Source organism: Chondromyces crocatus (genome assembly GCF_001189295.1).
GTDB classification, from domain to species: domain Bacteria; phylum Myxococcota_A; class Polyangia; order Polyangiales; family Polyangiaceae; genus Chondromyces; species Chondromyces crocatus.
Genome location: NZ_CP012159.1, coordinates 4,662,691 through 4,681,329, shown reverse-complemented (window position 1 = coordinate 4,681,329; position 18,639 = coordinate 4,662,691). Strand labels below are relative to the sequence as shown.

The 18,639-nt window shown below is 69.2% G+C and carries 14 protein-coding genes; 8 read left to right on the top strand and 6 right to left on the bottom strand.

Features of this window, described 5'->3' with window-relative positions; translation table 11 throughout:
• The first annotated feature begins 83 nt into the window (after positions 1–83).
• The 4 genes from CMC5_RS17320 (at position 84) to CMC5_RS17305 (ending at position 6,415) form a co-directional block, all read left to right on the top strand.
• Positions 84–2,468: an FG-GAP repeat domain-containing protein gene (locus CMC5_RS17320; protein ID WP_050431476.1), complete on the top strand. Its 2,385-nt coding sequence runs from the start codon at positions 84–86 to the stop codon at positions 2,466–2,468.
• Positions 2,469–2,742: 274 nt separating this feature from the next.
• Complete coding sequence (locus tag CMC5_RS47595) at positions 2,743–3,597, top strand: Hint domain-containing protein (RefSeq protein WP_245678480.1); 855 nt, start codon at positions 2,743–2,745, stop codon at positions 3,595–3,597.
• A gap of 225 nt (positions 3,598–3,822) precedes the next feature.
• Positions 3,823–5,589, top strand: coding sequence for a M1 family aminopeptidase (locus CMC5_RS17310; RefSeq protein WP_050431475.1), 1,767 nt, complete (start codon positions 3,823–3,825; stop codon positions 5,587–5,589).
• 52 nt (positions 5,590–5,641) lie between these two features.
• The gene (locus CMC5_RS17305) at positions 5,642–6,415 is read left to right on the top strand and encodes a hypothetical protein (protein ID WP_050431474.1); all 774 of its coding nucleotides are present in this window, start codon (positions 5,642–5,644) and stop codon (positions 6,413–6,415) included.
• On the opposite strand, the gene CMC5_RS17300 is transcribed toward CMC5_RS17305, so the two are convergent.
• The 5 genes from CMC5_RS17300 to CMC5_RS17280 form a co-directional block, all read right to left on the bottom strand.
• Positions 6,416–7,591 carry a hypothetical protein gene (locus tag CMC5_RS17300; RefSeq protein ID WP_050431473.1) on the bottom strand — a complete coding sequence of 392 codons (1,176 nt, stop codon included), beginning with the start codon at positions 7,589–7,591 and terminating at the stop codon, positions 6,416–6,418.
• Between the two features lie 153 nt (positions 7,592–7,744).
• The gene (locus tag CMC5_RS17295; protein ID WP_050431472.1) at positions 7,745–8,206 is read right to left on the bottom strand and encodes a YccF domain-containing protein; all 462 of its coding nucleotides are present in this window, start codon (positions 8,204–8,206) and stop codon (positions 7,745–7,747) included.
• 46 nt (positions 8,207–8,252) lie between these two features.
• Entirely contained in the window at positions 8,253–8,558 is a 306-nt protein-coding gene (locus tag CMC5_RS17290; RefSeq protein ID WP_156338667.1) for a hypothetical protein, read from the bottom strand.
• Positions 8,559–8,669: 111 nt separating this feature from the next.
• Entirely contained in the window at positions 8,670–9,344 is a 675-nt protein-coding gene (locus CMC5_RS17285) for a macro domain-containing protein (protein WP_050431470.1), read from the bottom strand.
• A 150-nt stretch (positions 9,345–9,494) separates the two neighbouring features.
• Entirely contained in the window at positions 9,495–11,693 is a 2,199-nt protein-coding gene (locus tag CMC5_RS17280; RefSeq protein ID WP_245678479.1) for a hypothetical protein, read from the bottom strand.
• Between the two features lie 216 nt (positions 11,694–11,909).
• On the opposite strand from CMC5_RS17280, the gene CMC5_RS17275 reads away from it, so the two are divergent.
• Positions 11,910–12,443 carry a tetratricopeptide repeat protein gene (locus CMC5_RS17275; RefSeq protein WP_050431468.1) on the top strand — a complete coding sequence of 178 codons (534 nt, stop codon included), beginning with the start codon at positions 11,910–11,912 and terminating at the stop codon, positions 12,441–12,443.
• Between the two features lie 16 nt (positions 12,444–12,459).
• Here CMC5_RS17275 and CMC5_RS17270 read toward each other — a convergent pair whose 3' ends face one another.
• Positions 12,460–13,068, bottom strand: coding sequence for a Uma2 family endonuclease (locus CMC5_RS17270; RefSeq protein ID WP_050431467.1), 609 nt, complete (start codon positions 13,066–13,068; stop codon positions 12,460–12,462).
• A gap of 476 nt (positions 13,069–13,544) precedes the next feature.
• Between CMC5_RS17270 and CMC5_RS17265 the strand changes: the two genes are divergently transcribed.
• From CMC5_RS17265 to CMC5_RS17255, 3 genes are all read left to right on the top strand, one after another.
• Positions 13,545–14,477 carry a hypothetical protein gene (locus CMC5_RS17265; RefSeq protein WP_050431466.1) on the top strand — a complete coding sequence of 311 codons (933 nt, stop codon included), beginning with the start codon at positions 13,545–13,547 and terminating at the stop codon, positions 14,475–14,477.
• 162 nt (positions 14,478–14,639) lie between these two features.
• A complete protein-coding gene (locus CMC5_RS17260) occupies positions 14,640–17,672 on the top strand; it encodes a DISARM system SNF2-like helicase DrmD (RefSeq protein WP_050431465.1) in 3,033 nt (1,010 codons plus the stop codon).
• Between the two features lie 562 nt (positions 17,673–18,234).
• A complete protein-coding gene (locus tag CMC5_RS17255; protein WP_156338666.1) occupies positions 18,235–18,597 on the top strand; it encodes a hypothetical protein in 363 nt (120 codons plus the stop codon).
• The last annotated feature ends 42 nt before the right edge of the window (positions 18,598–18,639 follow it).

Sequence of the window (18,639 nt, the reverse complement as noted above, 5' to 3'; positions counted from 1 at the left end):
TACGCAGTGCCCTTCGCCCCCTCGCCCTCTCGCCGACCGGGAACATGCTTCCGTCGGCGCGCAGCCCAGCCCTAAGATGAAGCATGCGCCGTTCCATCCTCTGGCTGCTGGTCTCCCCACTGGCAATCATCCCAGCTTGTGAGTGCGGGGGCGAAGGCTCGAACTCCACCACACCAGGCTCAGGAGGAAACGGCGTCGGTGGCGCTGGCGGCGCGGGCGGCGAGAGCACCCTGAGTGGCCTCCTGAACGACGGCGGCACCTGCACCGACAGCAGCGGCTGCGAGGACGGCGAGAAGTGCGTCAGCGGTGCCTGCTGTGCCGCGGACCTCGCCTGCGCCGACACCTGCTGTCAGGGCGGCCAGGTCTGCTCGTTCCAGCAATGCCAGTCGCCTGGCAGCCTCTGCACGGACTCCAGCGAGTGTGCTGCGGAAGACTACTGCGAGTTCTCCCTCTCCGACGACGGCGCGGGCGGGGCGGGTGGCGCGGGCGGCAACGGCGGCGCTGGCGGCGCGTGTACGGGGGGCGTGATCACCCAGACCGGCCGCTGCCTGCCCCGGCCTCCCGTGTGTCCGGATGGCCAGGACCCGGACCCCGACAACCTCACCTGCATCGCCGCCTGCCAGGTCATCCCGCAGACCACCTCGTTCGAGGCGACCCTCAAGTACGCCTGGGGTGGCCAGGTCACCTCGCCCTACGCGACGGACGTCATGATGTCCCCCATCGTCATCCAGCTCGATGACGACGACTGCGACGGCAAGATCACCGATCGCGACATCCCCGAGATCGTCTTCTCCACCTTCTCCGGTGGCGCCTACACCTCGGCCGGCGTCCTGCGCGCCATCAGCGTCGTCGAAGGCGTCGTCGTCGAGAAGTGGGCCACGCCGGGCATCGTCAACGCCACCAAGCACATCGCGGCCGGCAACATCGACGGCGCCCCGGGCAACGAGGTCGTCGGCTGCGCGGTCGACGGCACGGCGCGCGCCTTCCGCGGTGATGGCACCCTGCTCTGGACCAGCGCCCCCATGGACTGCTTCATGCCTTCCATCGCCGACCTCGATGGCGACGGCACCGTCGAGGTCATCGTCGAAGGGGGCATCCTCAACGGCGCCACCGGCGCGCTGAAGACGGCCTTCTCCACACCGCTCACCACCTCGTTCGTGGTCAGCGACATCGATCGCGACGGCAAGCTGGACATCGTGACGGGCAGCCAGGCCTTCCACGCCGACGGCACCCTCTTCATCGACACCGGCTTCGCCAACCAGAGCTTCTTCTACGGCGGCCAGGACTGGAAGAGCCCCTGGCCTGCCATCGGCGACCTCGATCGTGACGGCATCCCGGAGGTGGTCGTCGTCGACAACCCGAACCACACCCTCCACGTGTGGCAGCACGACGCCTCGCAGCCCGGCGGCTTCCGTGTCCTCCGCCAGAACGTCGACATCAACGGCACCATCCCCGCCTCGGCATGCCCTGTCGGAAGCTGGGGCAACACCCACGGCGGCGGCCCGCCCACCATCGCGGACTTCACGGGCGACGGCTACCCCGACGTGGCCATGGCCGGCGGCGTCGGCTACGCCGTGTTCGATGGCCGCCGGCTCACCGACGCGACCATCGCCAACCCGGACACCCTGCTCTGGATCAGGCCCACGGTCGACTGCTCCTCGGCCTCCACCGGCAGCACCGTCTTCGACTTCAACGGCGACGGCCGCGCCGAGGTCATCTACAGCGACCAGCAGCGTCTGCGCATCTACGACGGCCCGACGGGCGACGTCCTCTTCGAGACCTGCAACACCACCGCCACCCTCATCGAGAACCCGGTGGTCGCCGACGTCGACAACGACGGCCATGCCGACATCGTCGTCGTCTCCAACGCCTACGCCAGCAACAGCGCCCAGACCCAGTGCAACGATGGCGTCGCCAACGGCCAGTCCGGCGTGCGCATCTTCGGCGACCCCGCCAACGAGTGGGTCCGCACCCGCCGCGTCTGGAACGAGCACGCCTACCACATCACCAACGTCGGCGAAGACGGCTCCATCCCGATGAACGAGGCCCCCAACTACCTGACGCCAGGGCTCAACAACTTCCGCCAGAACAAGCAGCCTGGCAGCGAGTTCGCCGCGCCCGACGCCGTCGTCACCATCGCCCCGTACTGCTCCGGCGAGTACGGGCTCGCCGCCACCGTGCGCAACGTCGGTGAAGCCTCGCTCCCGGCCGGCGTCCCTGTCGGCTTCTACTCGGGTACACCGGGGAACGGCACCCTGCTCGGCACCCTGGCGACGACCCGCGCTCTGTACCCCGCCGAAGCCGAGGTCGTGATCCTCCCGCTCCCCAACGCCAGCGCCGAGGTGAAGAACGGCTCGATCTACGCCATCGTCGACGACGGCAACGCGCCCCACCCCACCTGGACCGAGTGCCGGACCGACAACAACGTCTCGCCCGTCGTCCGCGCCACCTGCAACATCATCCAGTGAACTCCGGGCAGTGAGCGCTGGGGAGGCGCCCCCTGCGCCGGCGCCTCCCTCGCACAGAGCGCTCCCGCCCGCACACGGCGGAACGCCCACCGCCACCTCCGTCACTCCCAGCGTTCGCAACGGACGGCGCGTCTCCAGCACGGCTCCTTGCGGGTTGCTCACGCCCGACCCGGAGAACACCCTTCGCATGAACGCTCCTGCGCGCGACGGCGAGCCACCTGCGCATTTGCAGGTGGCAAGCGCGAGCACCGGGCGAATGACCATCGAGAGGCCCATGCAGAAGCCGAAGCTCAAGCTCCTCGTGACCTACTTCTCCATCGCTGGTGCCATCCACACCACCACGACCCCAGCGCACACCCAGACGGTGGCCCGCTGCACCCTCGACGACGCGCTCGGCACCGTCAGCGCCGTCGGCCGTAATGCCTGGGCGCGGAAATGTGGCCACATCAGCGCCAGCGCAGAGGCGTTCTTCAACAGCGAACACCTCTACGTGGTCTACCAGAACGCCTGCAGCTCGTACCCCAACGTGCCCCTGGGCTCCTCGTGCGCCAAGCACGCCCCCACGGTGGAATCTGCGCCTTGCGTTGCAGGACTGTCTTATGTCGGGACCTGCATCGCCGGCTGCTACACACCGACCCAGGAGCTCAGTTTCGAAGGCCGTCCGATCCCCATCGAAGAGGCCCACGCCGAAGGGCTGAGCACCGTCTCCGCGCTCACACGCGAGTCGAACATCGAGGCGCTCACCTTCGCCGAGCAGCCCATCCGCGCGTTCGTGTCAGGCGAAACCATCGAGCGCATCTTCCTCCTGGAGGCCCTCGATGGGCGCCGCCTCGAGGTCACCTCGGAGCACCCCATGGTCGACTGGCGCGGCGACATCGTCCGGGCAAACACCCTGTCGGCTGGCGACCGCCTCCTCGGTGCGGATGGGACCCTCATCACGCTGAACTCGGTGAGCACGTTCCCTTACTCGGGCCTGGTCTGGAACGTCATGCCGTCCAGCCATGACAAGCGGGAGAACATCGTGAACGCGAGCGGCTTCCTGTCCGGCTCCGTGCGCTTTCAGAACGAATGGGCCGCTGAAGCGTATCGCCTGGCGGTGCGAGACGCCCTCGACGTCAGCAGCCTCTGAGCTTCCCGTCCACGAACCCCGCCGACGCCACAGGGCACCAAGACCACAGCGCACCGACGGAAGTCCCGAGCGGAGACGATTCGTCCCGCTGGCACACCCGAAGAAACGTCTCCACCGCACCTTGCCCAGAACCTTACGCGTAAGGTTTCCGGTCGCTCGAGAAGCAGTGGACTGCCTGCCGAACGTCATCTACCCCATCACGCAATGGGTCGACGATCCGAGCGCATGCTCCTCGCCGCACTGCTGCTGTCGTTATCCGCGTGCCCTTCGTTCTGGGAGACGGCGGCCTCCAGAGAGGGGGAGTGTCGACCGAGGGAAGCGCGCTGCGGTCCCTTCGTCACAGCCGACGACGTGAGCGACGACGCGGAGGAGAACGGACCCACGCCCCCCTCCGGCGCCCCCCCCGATGGCGCATGCTCCGATGGAACGCGCGCATCCATCCAGCGCTATGACATTGGCATCGATCTCCGGAGCGGCGAGACCAGCTCCTGCCTCTGGCTCGACGCCTCGACGAAGGGCTCTCGCTGGGTGAGCGTCGAGAGCGCCATCCCGGTGCAGAGACTCACCTGGAATGGCGTCCCCACGGACGGATGCTTCGACGAGGGCATCCTGAACGTGCGGGTCGACGACGCCTCGCGCACCCGGCCGGGCCGCATGTGCTCCAGCTTCACCATGCCGGAGCAGCACCCAGCGTCGGACTTCGGCTTCACGAGGACCCAGGATCGGCACGGGAACGAGTTCACCTATTTGCGGAGCTGGGTCGAGCAGTGCCCCGTCCTCGGCCCCTGCAACCCGGACCCTGCGCAGCTCGTCGAGCTGCGATTCCAGATCACCCACGAGGCGGAGCAGGTGGTCCTCTGCCCTGGCGCCCTCACGACCCAGGGCACGAAGACCCGCTGCACCCTCGACACCGTCCGCGCGCCGACCTATTCCGGCCTCTTCCTCGCGGCGAATCCAGGCTGGAGACGGACCTCCCACACCCTGTCTTCGGACATCCGGCTCCACCTCCACGAGGTCCCCGGCGCAGGCGTCCTGGAGACGCTCGATCTCGCGCGCCTCGACGACTTCTCCAGCTGGATCACCGCGCTCCTCGGCGCCTTGCCTTACGGCGACGACCTCCGCGTCGCCACCGCCCCCATGAACTGGATGGGCTACGAGCACCCCGCGACCATCCTCCTCAACGAGCGCATCCGAGAGTTTCCGCCCGAGTACGAGGACATGGCCATGCACACGCTCCTGCACGAGCTCGTGCACCAGTGGGCGGGCAACCGCACCACCCTGAGGCACGCGCAGGACTTCGTCTGGAAGGAAGCCATCGCCGACTACCTCGTGTACGTCTACGAGGACGAGCACATGCCGCCGAGCACGGCGAAGGCGACGTTACGCACCTGGGATCGCCTCGCCACCTTCACCCCCTTCTATCCAGTCCCCGAGGACGACCCCCCGATACCCCTCGAGACCACAGCGAGCAGCGCCTACGGCACCGGCTCGATGATCCTGCTCTTGCAGCTCGAAGACCTCCTCGATCGCGCCACGATCCTCGAAGCCATCCGCCTGTTCCTCGCGTCGCCGGGTGCGCGCAGCGTGTCCGATCTGAAGGACGCTCTCCAGACCGCATCGGGCGCCGACCTCCAGCGCTATTTCGAGGCGTGGATCCACGGCACGGGCGCCCCGGACTGGCCTTTCATGCGCACCCAGATCACCCAGGGCGCGACCGGGCCGACGCTCCGGATCGAGCAAGAGTCTCTCTCCGGACAGGCCTACCCCTGCGTCGTTGAGGTCGCCCTCGAGACCACCACGGGCCCCTTGGTCGTGTCCGGCGTCTTCGCGCTGGACCAGCCCGACACGGTCCTCGAAATCCCCCTCACGCTCGATGGCAGCGTCACGGCGATCCAGGTGGATCCACGCCACCGCCTCGTCAATCTCCCTTTCCCTCCTGCGCCTTCTGCTGCCTCCCCATGGCACCACCACGTGGTCGCCCTCCACCCGTGAACGTGCGCCCGCGGTGCCACGGACCCCCTCCCCGCTCGACGTGAGGACCGCCATGCCCCCTCGCAGACCGACCGCCTTCACCCTCCTCTCCGTGGCGCTTCTCCTCGGACCGATCGCGTGGTCGCTCCTCGGAGAAGCGCCGGCCAGCGCCGAGCGGAATGCAGCACGCCCGGCGTCCCCTTCCCTCGATGTGGAGCGCCACGCAGCGCCCCCGCCCGCTCCAGCGCAGGCCACCTCTCCTTCACCGAGGACCGACGGCCTCGGAAGCGAGCGCTCCCCCGAAGAAGCCCCGGACGCCGAGCACGAAGCGCGCGTGGCCATTCGACAGGCCGCCTGGCAGTACCGTGCCGGTCGACAGAACATCTTCTTCGACGAAGTCGCCTTCCTGGACGCTCTCCCCCTGCGCGACCCGCGCTACCTCTCCAGGCTCCGCGACGAGCTCACGCGAGCCGACGAGCTGCACGCCCTGCCCTCGGGGACACGCTTCAGCACCGACCGCCCTGCGGCCATCGTCGAACGCATGGCCATGCTCGACCTCCTCGCGGAGCTCGCACACCGCGACGACGAGGCCATCGAGGCGATGGTCGACCTCCTGCTCGCTCCCATCGACGGCGCCTCGTCCGAGGTGGCCAGGAAGGCCCTCGTGGGGGAGCGGTACGACCTCCTCGTGGCCCTGGTACAAGCCGATCGGAGCGCCGCCTTCGAGGCGTTCACCCGCATCCCTCACGAAGGTCTCCGGCGCTTGCTCAAGCCGGCGCTGCTGAAGGGGCTCTACGAACTGGGGCTCTCCGTCGAGGCCGCGGACGCCATGACCACCCACCTCTAGTCATCGGATCGACCGCTGCACCGTCCCCCCTGCCAGACAGGTCCAGTAGACGGCGTGCGCATCCACGGCGACACCGAACGGCTCCCGTTGCTCCGAGGCGACCACCTCGAGCGCGCCTCCCGCGAGAGGCACCCTCATCACCCGACCGGCGCTCGGCTCCGTCCAGTAGACCGACCCCGCATCGACGGCGAGCCCGTTCACGTAGCCATCGACGCGGACCAGCTCCACGGCACTGCTTCCCAGGAGCGGCGCCTGGTACACGGCGGAGCCCGCCGTCCAGTACACGTGCGGCGCGACCGGCAGGATCTCGTGGACGTCGCCCAGCCCCGTCGCGATCACGACGGCAGGCCCGCCATCGAGGGGAAGCCTGACCAGCTCCCCCGTCGTCGTGTCGGCCCAGAAGGCGTCCACGCCATCGACCGCGAGCGCGCGGGGCTGCCCGTGACCCGAGGCATGGATGCGCACGTCCTCCCCTCCCACCGTCGCGCTCTTGAGGGCGCCCTCGATCACGTCGGTCCAGTAGACCCGGCCTCCATGCAGCGCGATCCCATGAGGACCGAGCTGCCCCGAGACGACGACCTCGGGCGATGCCCCCTCCTCGAGGCGCACCTTCATCACGGCGCCCGCTCCTCCATCGGTCCAGAAGACGTGCACCAGATCGCTGGCGATGCCGTGGACCATCCCCTGCCCTGCCACCAGGTTCCTCTGCGCGGTCCCTCGTACGGACGCCGTCCCGATGCGCCCCTCGTCATCCCAGAACAACCTGCCTCCCGCGACCAGGAGGTGCCGAGGCGCCGCCAGCCCTTCGACGACCGCCCCAGGCGCGCATCGCCCCGCGTCGCATGCGCCCCCCAGACAGTCACGACCGCACGCACCACAGTGATGCGGGTCCGTCGACCGATCCACACACATGCCAGCGCACGCCTCAAGCCCAGCCACACAACCCGGAGCGCCGACGCCTCCCTCGCCCGCCGCGCCCCCCACATCTCCGTCATCCGGCGTGGCATCTCCCCCCACGCTGAAGTCATCGAGCCCGGTGAGGATGCTGCATGCGCTCGTGGCCAGCATGATGGAGGCGAGTCGCACGACGAAGGCGAGTCGCATGACGAAGGCGAGTCGCATGACGGAGGCGAGCCGCGTGGCGAACGGGAGCCGCAGGGCGAAGGCGAGCCGCATCGCGCTCAGGATAGTGACGCCCGGCCCCCTCCCCAGGTGAGATCACCGCCTCCGCGAGCGCCGAGCGCCTCTCCAGCGCCCTGAACATCCTCGGCGCGCACGCGCCCTTCGATGCAGAACATCCGCGCGTCGACGAGGACGCACGGACCCCTGTCAGAACCGTCCTCGCACCCCCGCCATCGCGCGCGCCCGACCCATCACCCGCGCCGCCTCGGCGATGTCGTTCGTCACCACCGTCTTCCCGACCGGCGCGAGCGCGAGGCCCGCCAGCTTCAGGTGCTGGATGCCGAAAGGAATCCCGATGATCGTCGCGAAGCAGAGCAGCGCGGAACCCAGATGACCCAGCGCGATCCACACCCCTGCGAACACGAACCAGACCACGTTCCCGATCGACCCGAGCAACCCCGTCCCCAGATCGTCACGCTGGTTCAGATCCTTGCGGTTGATGGCCTCCTTCCCGAACGGGAAGAGCGCGAACTGCCCGATCACGAAGCACGAGCGCGCCCACGGAATCCCCACGATCGAGAGGAAGGCCAGGATTCCGGCGAACCACCAGGAGAGCGCCATCATCAGCCCTCCGAGAAGGAACCACAGCACGTTCGCGAGAAACCTCATCCCCCACTCCTTCCTCGGCAGCTTCCTGCACCCGGTCCGGATTCCCTCACAGCGCCCGGAGCATCTCGCGGGTCCCCTCGGGCCCGGTGATCTCGAAGGACACGCCTCCAGCGCTCGGCTCGACCAGGAGCTGGAACCGCAAGAAGCTACAGCAGCGCTGCTCCGCCTCGATCAAGCGCGCCAGCTCCGGGAGCAGCCCTGCACGCTGCGCGAAGTCGAGCCGCAGCCCATCGACGAGATCCGTCACCCGGTCCGCGCGCTCGAGCAGTCCCGGGATCAACGCCGCGCGTTGCTCCTTCAACTGCGCAGCCGAGAGGCTACAGGAGACTTGCTGGGATGGTGCCGTCGTCATGGGTCATCGGGCTCCCGGACGGCGCCAGCGTACCAGAGCGCACGCCGGAAGATGGCGCCGCGGCACGTCCTCCCCGCTCACCCCCTCCCGCGACGCTCGCTTGCTCCCTGTTCAGCCCCCCGACGGCCCAGTCCCACGGTGCACAGCGCACCAGTCCCTGAACGCGAGCGCCATCTCCCGCGCCGCCTCGTCCGGCGCGACGCCACCGACCCCCGTGGTCAAGCCAGGGCAGTACACATCGCCCGCCGACGCAGGCCACGCCGTCACGACACGCAGCACGGCCCTCAGGGCTCGGTACGCGTGGCTGGCCGGCACAGGCTCGGGCATGAGTACCGTCGGGGCCACGATGAGGCGCGGGATCCGTGGGTGCCCCGTGTCCACCACGAGCGCAGCACCGACCGAGAGAACGCCCTCCGGCCGACACCGGATCGCCGCACGAACGCGCTCCTCGATGCTCGCCCCGAAGAAGCGCACGTACGCGCGATCCACCCCGCCATCCATGAAGCCGTAGCCGTTCGCTGGAGACACCACCGCGTGCGCTGCGACCTCCACGATGTCCCCGTGCACCACCTCCACCTCGGGAAAGACCGCGAAATGATGCCTCCACGCGGTGACGACCGCCTCGTCCGAGTCCACCAGATGCAGCCGCCCCACCCATGCGCTGCCCATGGGAGCCACCTGTCCCTCCGCGGCATCTCTCTCGGGCACCGCCGCCTGCCCTTCCTCTGCATCGCTCTCGGGCACCGTCACCTCGACCTGTGCGTCAGATGGCTGCGAGCCACTCATGGATGCCGGTGCAGGTCGCGCGATACCGATCTCGCCATCCCCTCATCGAACCGTCCGACGATCGTGCCTTGGCTCACGTCCCTGCGTCATCTGGGCCTCACGCTTCTGTAAGTTCTTTTGTAAGAAGCGCTCACGCCCGACGAGGAACCCTCACCGCCGCAGCCACCCATGAAAGCTCCGCCAGGCCCCCTGTGCGGCCTGGATCCGGATCCGATCGCCCCCCTCGACCTCGCCCAGCGCCACCTCCACGACGTGCCAGCGCCCCTCATCCCGCGTCGGCACCTCCACCTCTCGCCCTGACCCCTCGGCCTCTCGCCCCGACCCCTCGGCCTTCAGCTCGCCATCGCGTCCGGCCCCCTCCCCTTCGGCAGCTCCCCCGCTCGCACGCCCTCGCTCCCCCTTCTCCACGACGACCCGCAGCCCGAGCGGACCTCCACCGTCCGTGCGCAGCACGAGCCTCGCCGACCCTCGCGGCACCCCCGCCCGGATCACGAACGACTCCTCCCGCCCCTCGGGCACGATGCGCCCCGCATCGAAGCGCTTTCGTGGCCTCCCCCCGTCCGCGCTCCCCCCCACCGCCACGCCTCCACCCGCCACCATCTCATCGAGCACCGCCCCGACCACCCACCCGCCACGCGGCGCCGGGATGACGTACTGATGCTCCTTCTCCGAGATCAGATCCCCCACATCGATCTCGTCCAGCAGCTCCCCGCTTCCCTCGCCCGACCGCAGCTCTCCCTGGCCTTCGCTCGCCCCCGCGCCCCTGTCCTCCAGCGCCGACCAGTCCGCCGCGTAGATCACCTTCTCTGCCGCCCCGCAGATCACGTTGTCCTCGATGGTCACCCCGTCCACCCGCTGCCCGAACGGCTCCACCAGCCCGCCCCACCAGCCTGGATAGAGCGCCATCACGTCGGGCCTCTCGGCGGGCGCGAGCCGCTCGATCAGCTCCACCACGGCGGGCACGCCATGCACCGACGCGCGCGCGAACGGCATCCCCTGGTATCCCCCGAGCCCCAGCCCATCGATCGCGGGCAGCCCTGACAGGTACGGGATCGCACCCGCATCGTTCAGCAGCACCCGCCGCGGCGCCGGCGTCATCGCAGCGAGCCGCCTCGCCACCTCGACCTGCTGCTCCGCGATGTTGCCCGACGACCGCGCGAAGTGATCGATCTGCCGCCCGAACCACACCGAAGGCGCAAGCACTGCGGGTCCCGCGAGCGCCACGGCCACGAGCCCCCCGGGGCGCCCCCGTCGTGCGAGCGCCGCGACGCCGAGCACGGCGGCGATCAGCAACATCATCAGCGTCGGCGCCGCATAGCGGAGGTTCTGGAACCGCGCCGTCGCGTTGAACGAGGCCAGGATCAGCGCCCCGATCCCGCCCAGGAACAGCGGCAAGGCCAGCCGCCGCGACCGCCGATCCAGCACCGCGAACGCCCCGAGCGCGGGCAGGATCCACGCCCACGTCGCGCCGCCGAGCGCGCTCTCCAGCGCCTGCACCCGGAGCGCCATGACGTTCCGGGCCACCTCGCCGACCACCTCCAGCGGCGAGAGGTACGGGTTCGACGGGACCAGCTTCCGCACCGCGCCCGCCGCGCTCCACTCCCCCGTGAGCGTCCGGTTCAGCGCAGCCTGCCCGACCAGCAGCGCGCCCGTCGGTCCTCCTGCCCGCAACAGCGCCTTCACCGCGCTCCCCGTCCCGGCCGCGTGCGCGACGGCGACCGCGAGCGCCCCGGAGAGCACCGCCATCTCCGGCCTCGTCGCCACGAGCAACGCCACCCACAGACCTGCCCGCCACTGCGCGCGCGGACGAACGTGCGGCGGCGCGTGCTCGCAGCGCCTCACCGCGAGGAGCGCTCGCCCCAGCACCGCGCCGAGCAAGGCCACCTCCATCCCCGAGAACCAGCTCCAGTCGAGCAGCGGCACCGCCACCACGAACAGCGGCACCCCCCACGCGACCCACCGCGCGCGCGACGGCGGACGCGGCCCCAGCGCCTCTCCCCCGGCCCCCTCGCGCGTCCCCGCGCCAGGATCGACCAGCCCTTGCACCGAGCGGCACAGGTCGATCAGCGCCACGCACGCCACGAGCGCCGCGAACACCCCGAGCCACACCCCCCGGAACCCGATCAGCCACCCGGGCGCCAGAACGAGCGGATAGAGCAAGCTCGTCCCGCCCGAGGAGTACCCGTTCCCCGGGATCCACGTCGACAGGTGCCCGAGCGCGGCCGACCGGGCGAAGGCGAAGTGGATGTACACATCGTCCAGCGGCGCAGGCCACAGCCCGCCAGTCCGGCGCAGCGCCGGCCCGTAGAACGCGATCGCCGCCCCCAGCACCGGGAGAGCGGACGCCACGCGAAAAAGGAGCCGGGAAGAGCCCACCCTCCGCCGCTACCACAGAAGAGACAGCTCCTGCGCACCCGAAATCAGGCGCCCGTCGGCCCCCCTGCGCTGCCGCGGGTCGCTCCCTGGCTGCGCTGCGCTGCCGAGGGTCGCTCCCTGGCTGCGGCGCAGATCGCCCGGCCAAGAACCCGGGACGAACTCCGCGAACGCCGTACTAGACTGCGCGCCATGTCGTCACGAGCGATGAGCACCCCCTCGAAGGACGCGGCCCACTGGGAGGCCGTCGAGGAGGCCACCGAGCTGCTGCAAGAGCGCAAGTACCACGAGGCCCTGTCCACCCTGCGCGACGTGATCCAGCGGGATGCGGCGAACGCGTACGCCTACTTCTTCGTGGGCCAGGCCATGTGGGAGCTGGAGCAGCTCGAGCCCGCGCGCGATGCCTACCGGGCCGCCGTGCAGCTCGCGCCGGACTACCTCGGCGCCCGCGTCTCCCTGTCGCACGCCCTCCGCCGCCTCGGTGATCACCAGGCCGCCGTCGGCCAAGCGCAGGAGGCCCGGCGGCGCTTCCCCGACGATCCGGACGCCCTCTACGCCCTCGGCATGGCCCACGCCGCGCTCGGACAGCGCTTCCTCGCCCGCAAGCACCTGCAGGGCTACCTGGCGACGAACCCGGAGGTCGAGGCCAAGCAAGAGGTGCAGCAGATCCTGGAAACGCTCGGCATCGGCGGCGAGGGCGAGCCGATCGAGTTCGACGAGGACTGAGGCCGCCCGACGTCGCTCAGATGCGTGGAGGGGGCCCGTCAGCGGCGGCGGGGCGCGGCTTCTTCCAGAGCAGCGCGAGGTCGATCTCGATGGCCTGGAACGGCTCGGCCCGCACCCGCTCGGCTTCCTCGTGCAGCCCGATCACGTGCCAGGGCTCGTCGGTTCCACGACGGAACACCTCCAGCGTTCGCGCCACCGGGTCGATGAGCCAGACGTGGCCCACGCCGGCAGCCGCATAGAGCCGCATCTTGCGGATGCGGTCGTGCGTGGCCGTCGACGCGCTCAGCACCTCGCACACCCAGTCCGGCGCAATGGTGAACCGATGGTCGGCGGGAGGCTCCGACATCCGCTCGACGCGCCAACCTGAAAGGTCTGGAACGACGACGTTCTTGCCGAGGTGGACCTCGGGCGCATCCAGGATCCAGAAGCCCCCGGGACCACCGTCTCCCAGACCGAAAGGCCCGTCGACACGCCCGCCCAGCCGTGAGGCGACCAGGGAGTGAACCCCGGAAGGCCGAGGGCACAGAAACAGGGTGTCCTCGATGAACTCCGCGCGCTGCTCCGCCGGGACGCCATCGAGGTCGGCGAGCGTCGCAGGGTGCAAGACGTCGTCGGAATGGGGCATGGTGGAGGACCGCTTCAAGGTATCAGCACGACGATGCGAGCGTCCTCTCTCGCACAGCGAGACGTCGACCCTCGCTCACGACGTCCTCGTTCCTGCGTGATCCAGATGCCGCGGCATATCGCCAGAAACTCGTGAATGCGCGCGCCCCCGTTCGGTTGACACGTATTGGTCCAACCCATACAAGAAATGCCCTCCAGTTCGACGGAGCGCCTCGGCTCAGCGCTGTCCCCTGAATCTCGGCATGGATCCGGGCGCAGCCGCGAAGGCTCTGGTACGCGCGCGAAGCCGACGGCTCATTTCATCGATGCAATCGTTACGAGCAGTCCTCCCCGCACGCAATGTTCGGCCCCGAAGCTGCCGAAATGCACTGGTGAACGCAATGCCATGGTCATGCCGTGGCATTCGCGCCAGGCCGGCTATCCGAAGGCCTCGCTCTCGGTGGAGACCTGACGCCATGTCCCAGGAGCAACAGCAGCATGCCCTCTCCGCGTGATCACCAGCAGCCATCCGCCCCACCGCACGCGCTCGGCCCGAAGCGGCTCGCGCAGGCGCTCACCTGCACGATCGCGGGCCTCCCGCCCGAGCGCGCGACGGCATGGCGGCAACGGCTGGATCCAGCGCAGCTCGCCGTCATGCTCTTCGGCACGGCGGAGACGCTGCACGCCGACGCGCTGCTGCACCAGAGCCGCCGCCTCGTCGACGGCCTCACCGGAAAGCTCGTCGAGCGCGCGCTTTCGCTGGACTCGCTGCGGCAGCGCACCCCCGAGGACCAGGAGCGCATCGAGGGACGCGGCATCCTGCGCGCCCTCCACCTCGACGAGCCGGAACTCTACCCGGCCGTCGCCAGGACCCCGCTGGGCTTCCTCTCGCTCCGGATGTTCGTCGCGGAGGGGTCGCAGCATCACCTCCAGGAGCTGATCCGCATCCACGTCTGGGAGGAAGGCCATCGCTCGCCCGTGGAGAACCTGGACACGACGCTGCACTCGCACGAGCTGTCGTGCCGGAGCTTCATCCTGCACGGCGAGATCTCGAACGAGCTGTACCGCGTCACGCCCACCGACGACGTCCACGCGCCGCAGGCGCTCTACCGGACCGAGTGCGATCGCGACGAGAGGCCCGTGTTCCGAAACACGCAGCGGCGCGTCACCGTGGAGCCCGTCCTCGACCTGTCCTATGCCAGCGGCTCGACGTACGAGGTGCCTCTCGGCCTGTTCCACCGGAACCGGGTGCCGGCGGAGGCGTACACGGCGACGCTGTTCTACTTCGGCAACATCCCGGGCAGGAGGCAGTCGTATTCACTCGGTCCCGCGGACGGACTGGAACTCGGCACGGCCCCGGTCGGCACCGACGATCACGCGAAGGTGGGTCCGATCATCGACCAGCTTTGCAGCCGGGTGCTGGCAGCGTGAGCGCGGTGGGCGGGCTCATGGCGGATGCGCTCGCAGGGACGGGGCTCGGGCTGTTCGTCTGCGCGTTGAGGTCTCCGGTCTGAGGGCGCATGCTGCGACGACGCCTCCTGGACGTGAACGCGGAGTACATCCCCGGTCTGTCCGCTGACGTCCGAGTTTGCCATGTCCTCGCAGCCCCCCTCGCCTCTCGATGCGCTGGCCTCCCGCGAACACCTCATCGAGCTCGGCACCCACCACGTCCAGTCCGACGCCGAGACACTCGGCACCATCGACACGCTCGACTCACCTCGCCACTTCGCGGCGTATTTCCACGCCATTGCGTGGAACTTCGTCACGGCAACCCGCGCCGATCTCTTCCAGGCCCCGTTTCGCCTGGGTCTCGAACTCCTCGACCACCAGCTCACGCCGCTCGCGAAGGCCCTCTCGCTCCCTCGCGCCAACCTCCTCCTGGCCGACGACGCGGGCCTCGGAAAGACCATCGAGGCCGGCCTGATCATGCAAGAGCTGGAGCTTCGCCAGCGCATCGCCGGCGTGCTCGTCGTCTGCCCCGCCGCGCGCTGCCTCCACTGGCGCAAGGAGATGGAGAGGCGCTTCGGCCAGCGCTTCGAGATCATGGGACGCGCGTTCGTCGCCCGGTGCCGCCAGGAGCGCGGCGTCGACGTCAACCCGTGGAGCACGCACGATCACGTCATCGTCTCCTACCAGACCCTCCGCCGCCCCGAGGTCCGCGAGCCGCTCCTCGCCCACCTGGACGGCCGCGCGAAGAAGGGCCTCCTCGTCCTCGACGAAGCCCACATCGCCGCCCCCGCCTGGGCAAGCCAGTACGCCGTCGACACGCCCATCACCCGCATGATCCGTGACGCGCTGGGCCCGCGCTTCGACGACCGCCTCTTCCTCTCGGCCACACCGCACAACGGTCACGCCAACAGCTTCAGCGCCCTCCTGGCGATGCTCGACCCTCGGCGCTTCACGCGCGGCGTTCCCATCGAGGCCGGCTCGAAGGCCCTCTCTGCGGTGCTGGTCCGCAGGTTGAAGAGCGACCTCCACCACGCCGGCAAGGACGGCTTCCCCGCCCGGACCGTGGTCCGGATCGCCCTCCAGCGCGAAGGCGACACCTTCCATGCCCGGCACATCGAGGCCACCCCGGGCGCGGCGGAGAAGCGCGTGGCCGACGTCTCGCTGGGCGAGAGCGAAGCCCCCGAGATCGTGCTGGCACGCCTCCTCGCCGAGTACGCCGACTCCATGAGGCCGAAGCGAGGTCGTGGGCAGGGCGTCTTCATCAAGCTCCAGAGACGCCTTCTCTCCAGCATCGAGGCGTTCCACCGCGCTCTCGAAGCCCATGAGGCCGCCATCGCCGTCGCCACCGACGCCCCGAGGCCCCCCGAGGGCCCCACACGAGACCTCCGCCAGCGCATGTTCGACCTCTCCCGCGCGCACCGCCATCGCCCCGACCTGAAGGTGCTCGCGCTGCTTCACTGGATCCGCGCCGAGCAGTGCGCGGCCGTCGCGCTCCCGGGCGTGAGCGGAAGCGCGAACGAGCGCCCCCGCGGCACCTGGAGCGACCGCCGCGTCATCCTCTGCACCGAGTACGGCGACACGCTGCGCTACCTGCAGCGCGCACTCGGCGCAGCCGTCGAGGGCACGGACCGCGGCGACGAGCGCATCGCCGTCTTTCACAGCGGGATGCGCGACGGTGCCCGCGCTGACGTCCAGCGCGCCTTCAACGGCGACCCTGCCGAGCACCCGGTGCGCATCCTCATCGCCACCGATGCCGGCCGCGAAGGGCTCGACCTCCAGGAGCGCTGCGCGGACCTCTTCCACGTCGATGTACCGTGGAGCCCTGCTCGCGTGGAGCAGCGCAACCGCCGCATCGACCGCATCGGTCAGCGCGCACCGCAGGTCCGCTGCCACCATTTCGTCCAACCCGAGCGCTTCGAGGACGCCGTGCTGGACAGGATCGTCCGCAGCGCTGGCCCCCTCGGCGCCGAGCTGGGCAGCCTGAGCGAGGTCGTCACGACGCACATGGAGCGCGTCCTCTCCCGAGGCATCGACCGCACCACCGCCGCCGCGCTCGACGATGCCGAGCGCTACCCCGAGCACGCCGAGACCACGCGCCGCGAGCTGGAGACGCAGCGCGCCGATCTCGCCACCATCGAGCGCGACATCGACGAGGCCCGTCGCAGCCTCGAACACGCCCGCGAAGCCTTCGCCTTCCGTGGAGAGCGCCTCCGCGACGTCATCGATGTCGGCCTCGAACTCTCCGGCGCTCCGCCCCTCACCCCCCTCGACGACGAACGCGAAGGCGAGGCCGTCTACGCGCTCCCCACCTTGCCGGCGAGCTTCGACCCCCTCCTCGACAGCCTTCGTCGCCCGCGCCGCCGTGGCGAAGCCGAGAGCGCGTGGCGTGAGTGCCTGCCCCGGCCCGTCGTGTTCGAAGCCCTCTCCCGCATGGACGACGGGCGCGTCCACCTCCATCTCCACCATCCCTTCGTCCAGCGCATCCTCGGCCGCTTTCTCGCCCAGGGCTCCAGCGCTCACGATCTCTCCCGCGTCACCCTCGTCCCTGACGATGGCTCCGACGAACCGCGCGTCATCGCCTTCGGTCGTTTCTCCCTCTTCGGCCCTGGCGACACCCGCCTCCACGACGAGCGTGTCGCCGTCGCCGCCCCCTTCCGGGAGACGCGGGACGGCGACCACCTCGTCCCCAGCACCACGGACGAGGATCGTCGCGCCGTCGAGCGCCTTCTGCGCCTTCTGACCCGCACCACCAGCTTGCCCCCCGCGCCCGAAGCCCTCACGAGCCAGCTCGCGAAGGGCGCCGCCAAGGACTTCGCCACCCTCTGGCCCCATGTACACCGCGAGGCCAGCGCCCGCGCCCAGGCAGCCACGCAGCGCCTCCAGGCGCGCGGCGCCAGAGAAGCCGACGAGCTCCGACAGCTTCTCCGAGACCAGCGGGAGGCGATTCAGCGACAGCTCGGCCACCAGCTCGACCTCTTCTTCCAGCTCGACGGCGACTCGCTCACCCGTCAATACGAGCAGCTCGAGAGCGAACGCGCCGACATGAAGCGACGCCTCGAGCGCATCGAAGACGAGATCGAACGCGAGCCCGCCGACCTCGAAGGCCTCTACGAGGTGAGCCTCACCCGCCTCACCCCGGTGGGCCTGGTGTACCTGTGGCCGACGACGCGCCTGTAGCCTGGTACGGCTCGATCCCGTCCACGGGAACCACGGGGGGTGTCACGAGCATGACCTCGGTGACCACGCAGGCGATCCTGTCGTTCACGTCGACGGTGACTGCGCAGACATGAAGTCGCTGCCAGGTTCCGCGCGTCGCGCTCACGCGTGCGCGACTTCCCGTACTGCCATATCCGCGTGCCTTCACGAGCACGTCGAGGCGCCTCGTGAGGTGCCAAAGAGGCTTCGCGAAGACTCAAAATCACTTCATACGATGTGAGGAGGAGGGTCATGTTCACGGGAAGTGCGTTCGTGTCACGCGAACCTCCTTTTCTGCGGACACGAAGATCCTTCACGTCGACACGAACTTCCTTCGCGTCACGCGAAGATCCTTTCCGTGGACACGAAGATCCTTCGCGTCGACACGAACTTCCTTCGCGTCACGCGAAGATCCTTTCCGTGGACACGAAGATCCTTCGCGTCGACACGAACTTCCTTCGCGTCGCACGAAGATCCTTTCCGTGGACACGAAGATCCTTTCCGTGGACACGAACTTCCTTCGCGTCGCACGAAGATCCTTTCCGTGGACACGAAGATCCTTTCCGTGGACACGAAGATCCTTTCCGTGGACACGAAGATCCTTTCCGTGGACACGAAGATCCTTTCCGTGGACACGAACTTTCTTCGCGTCGCACGAAGATCCTTTCCGTGGACACGAAGATCCTTCGTGTCGACGCGAACGCTCCTTTCTGTGGACACGAAGGATCTTCACGTCGACGCGAAGATCCTTCGCGTACTCCGTAAGACACTTCACCGAATCGAGTGTTCCAACGACATCTACATCTCCCCCGATGTCGCCAGATGTACGCCGAACAGCGTCAGTTCATTCAGTGACTTTGAAATAGCATCCAGCATGCAGGACGGAATGGTGGGGCCACCGTCGTGACCTCCGCGATGGCCCCGTGCCGAACGTCACGAGACGCAACGG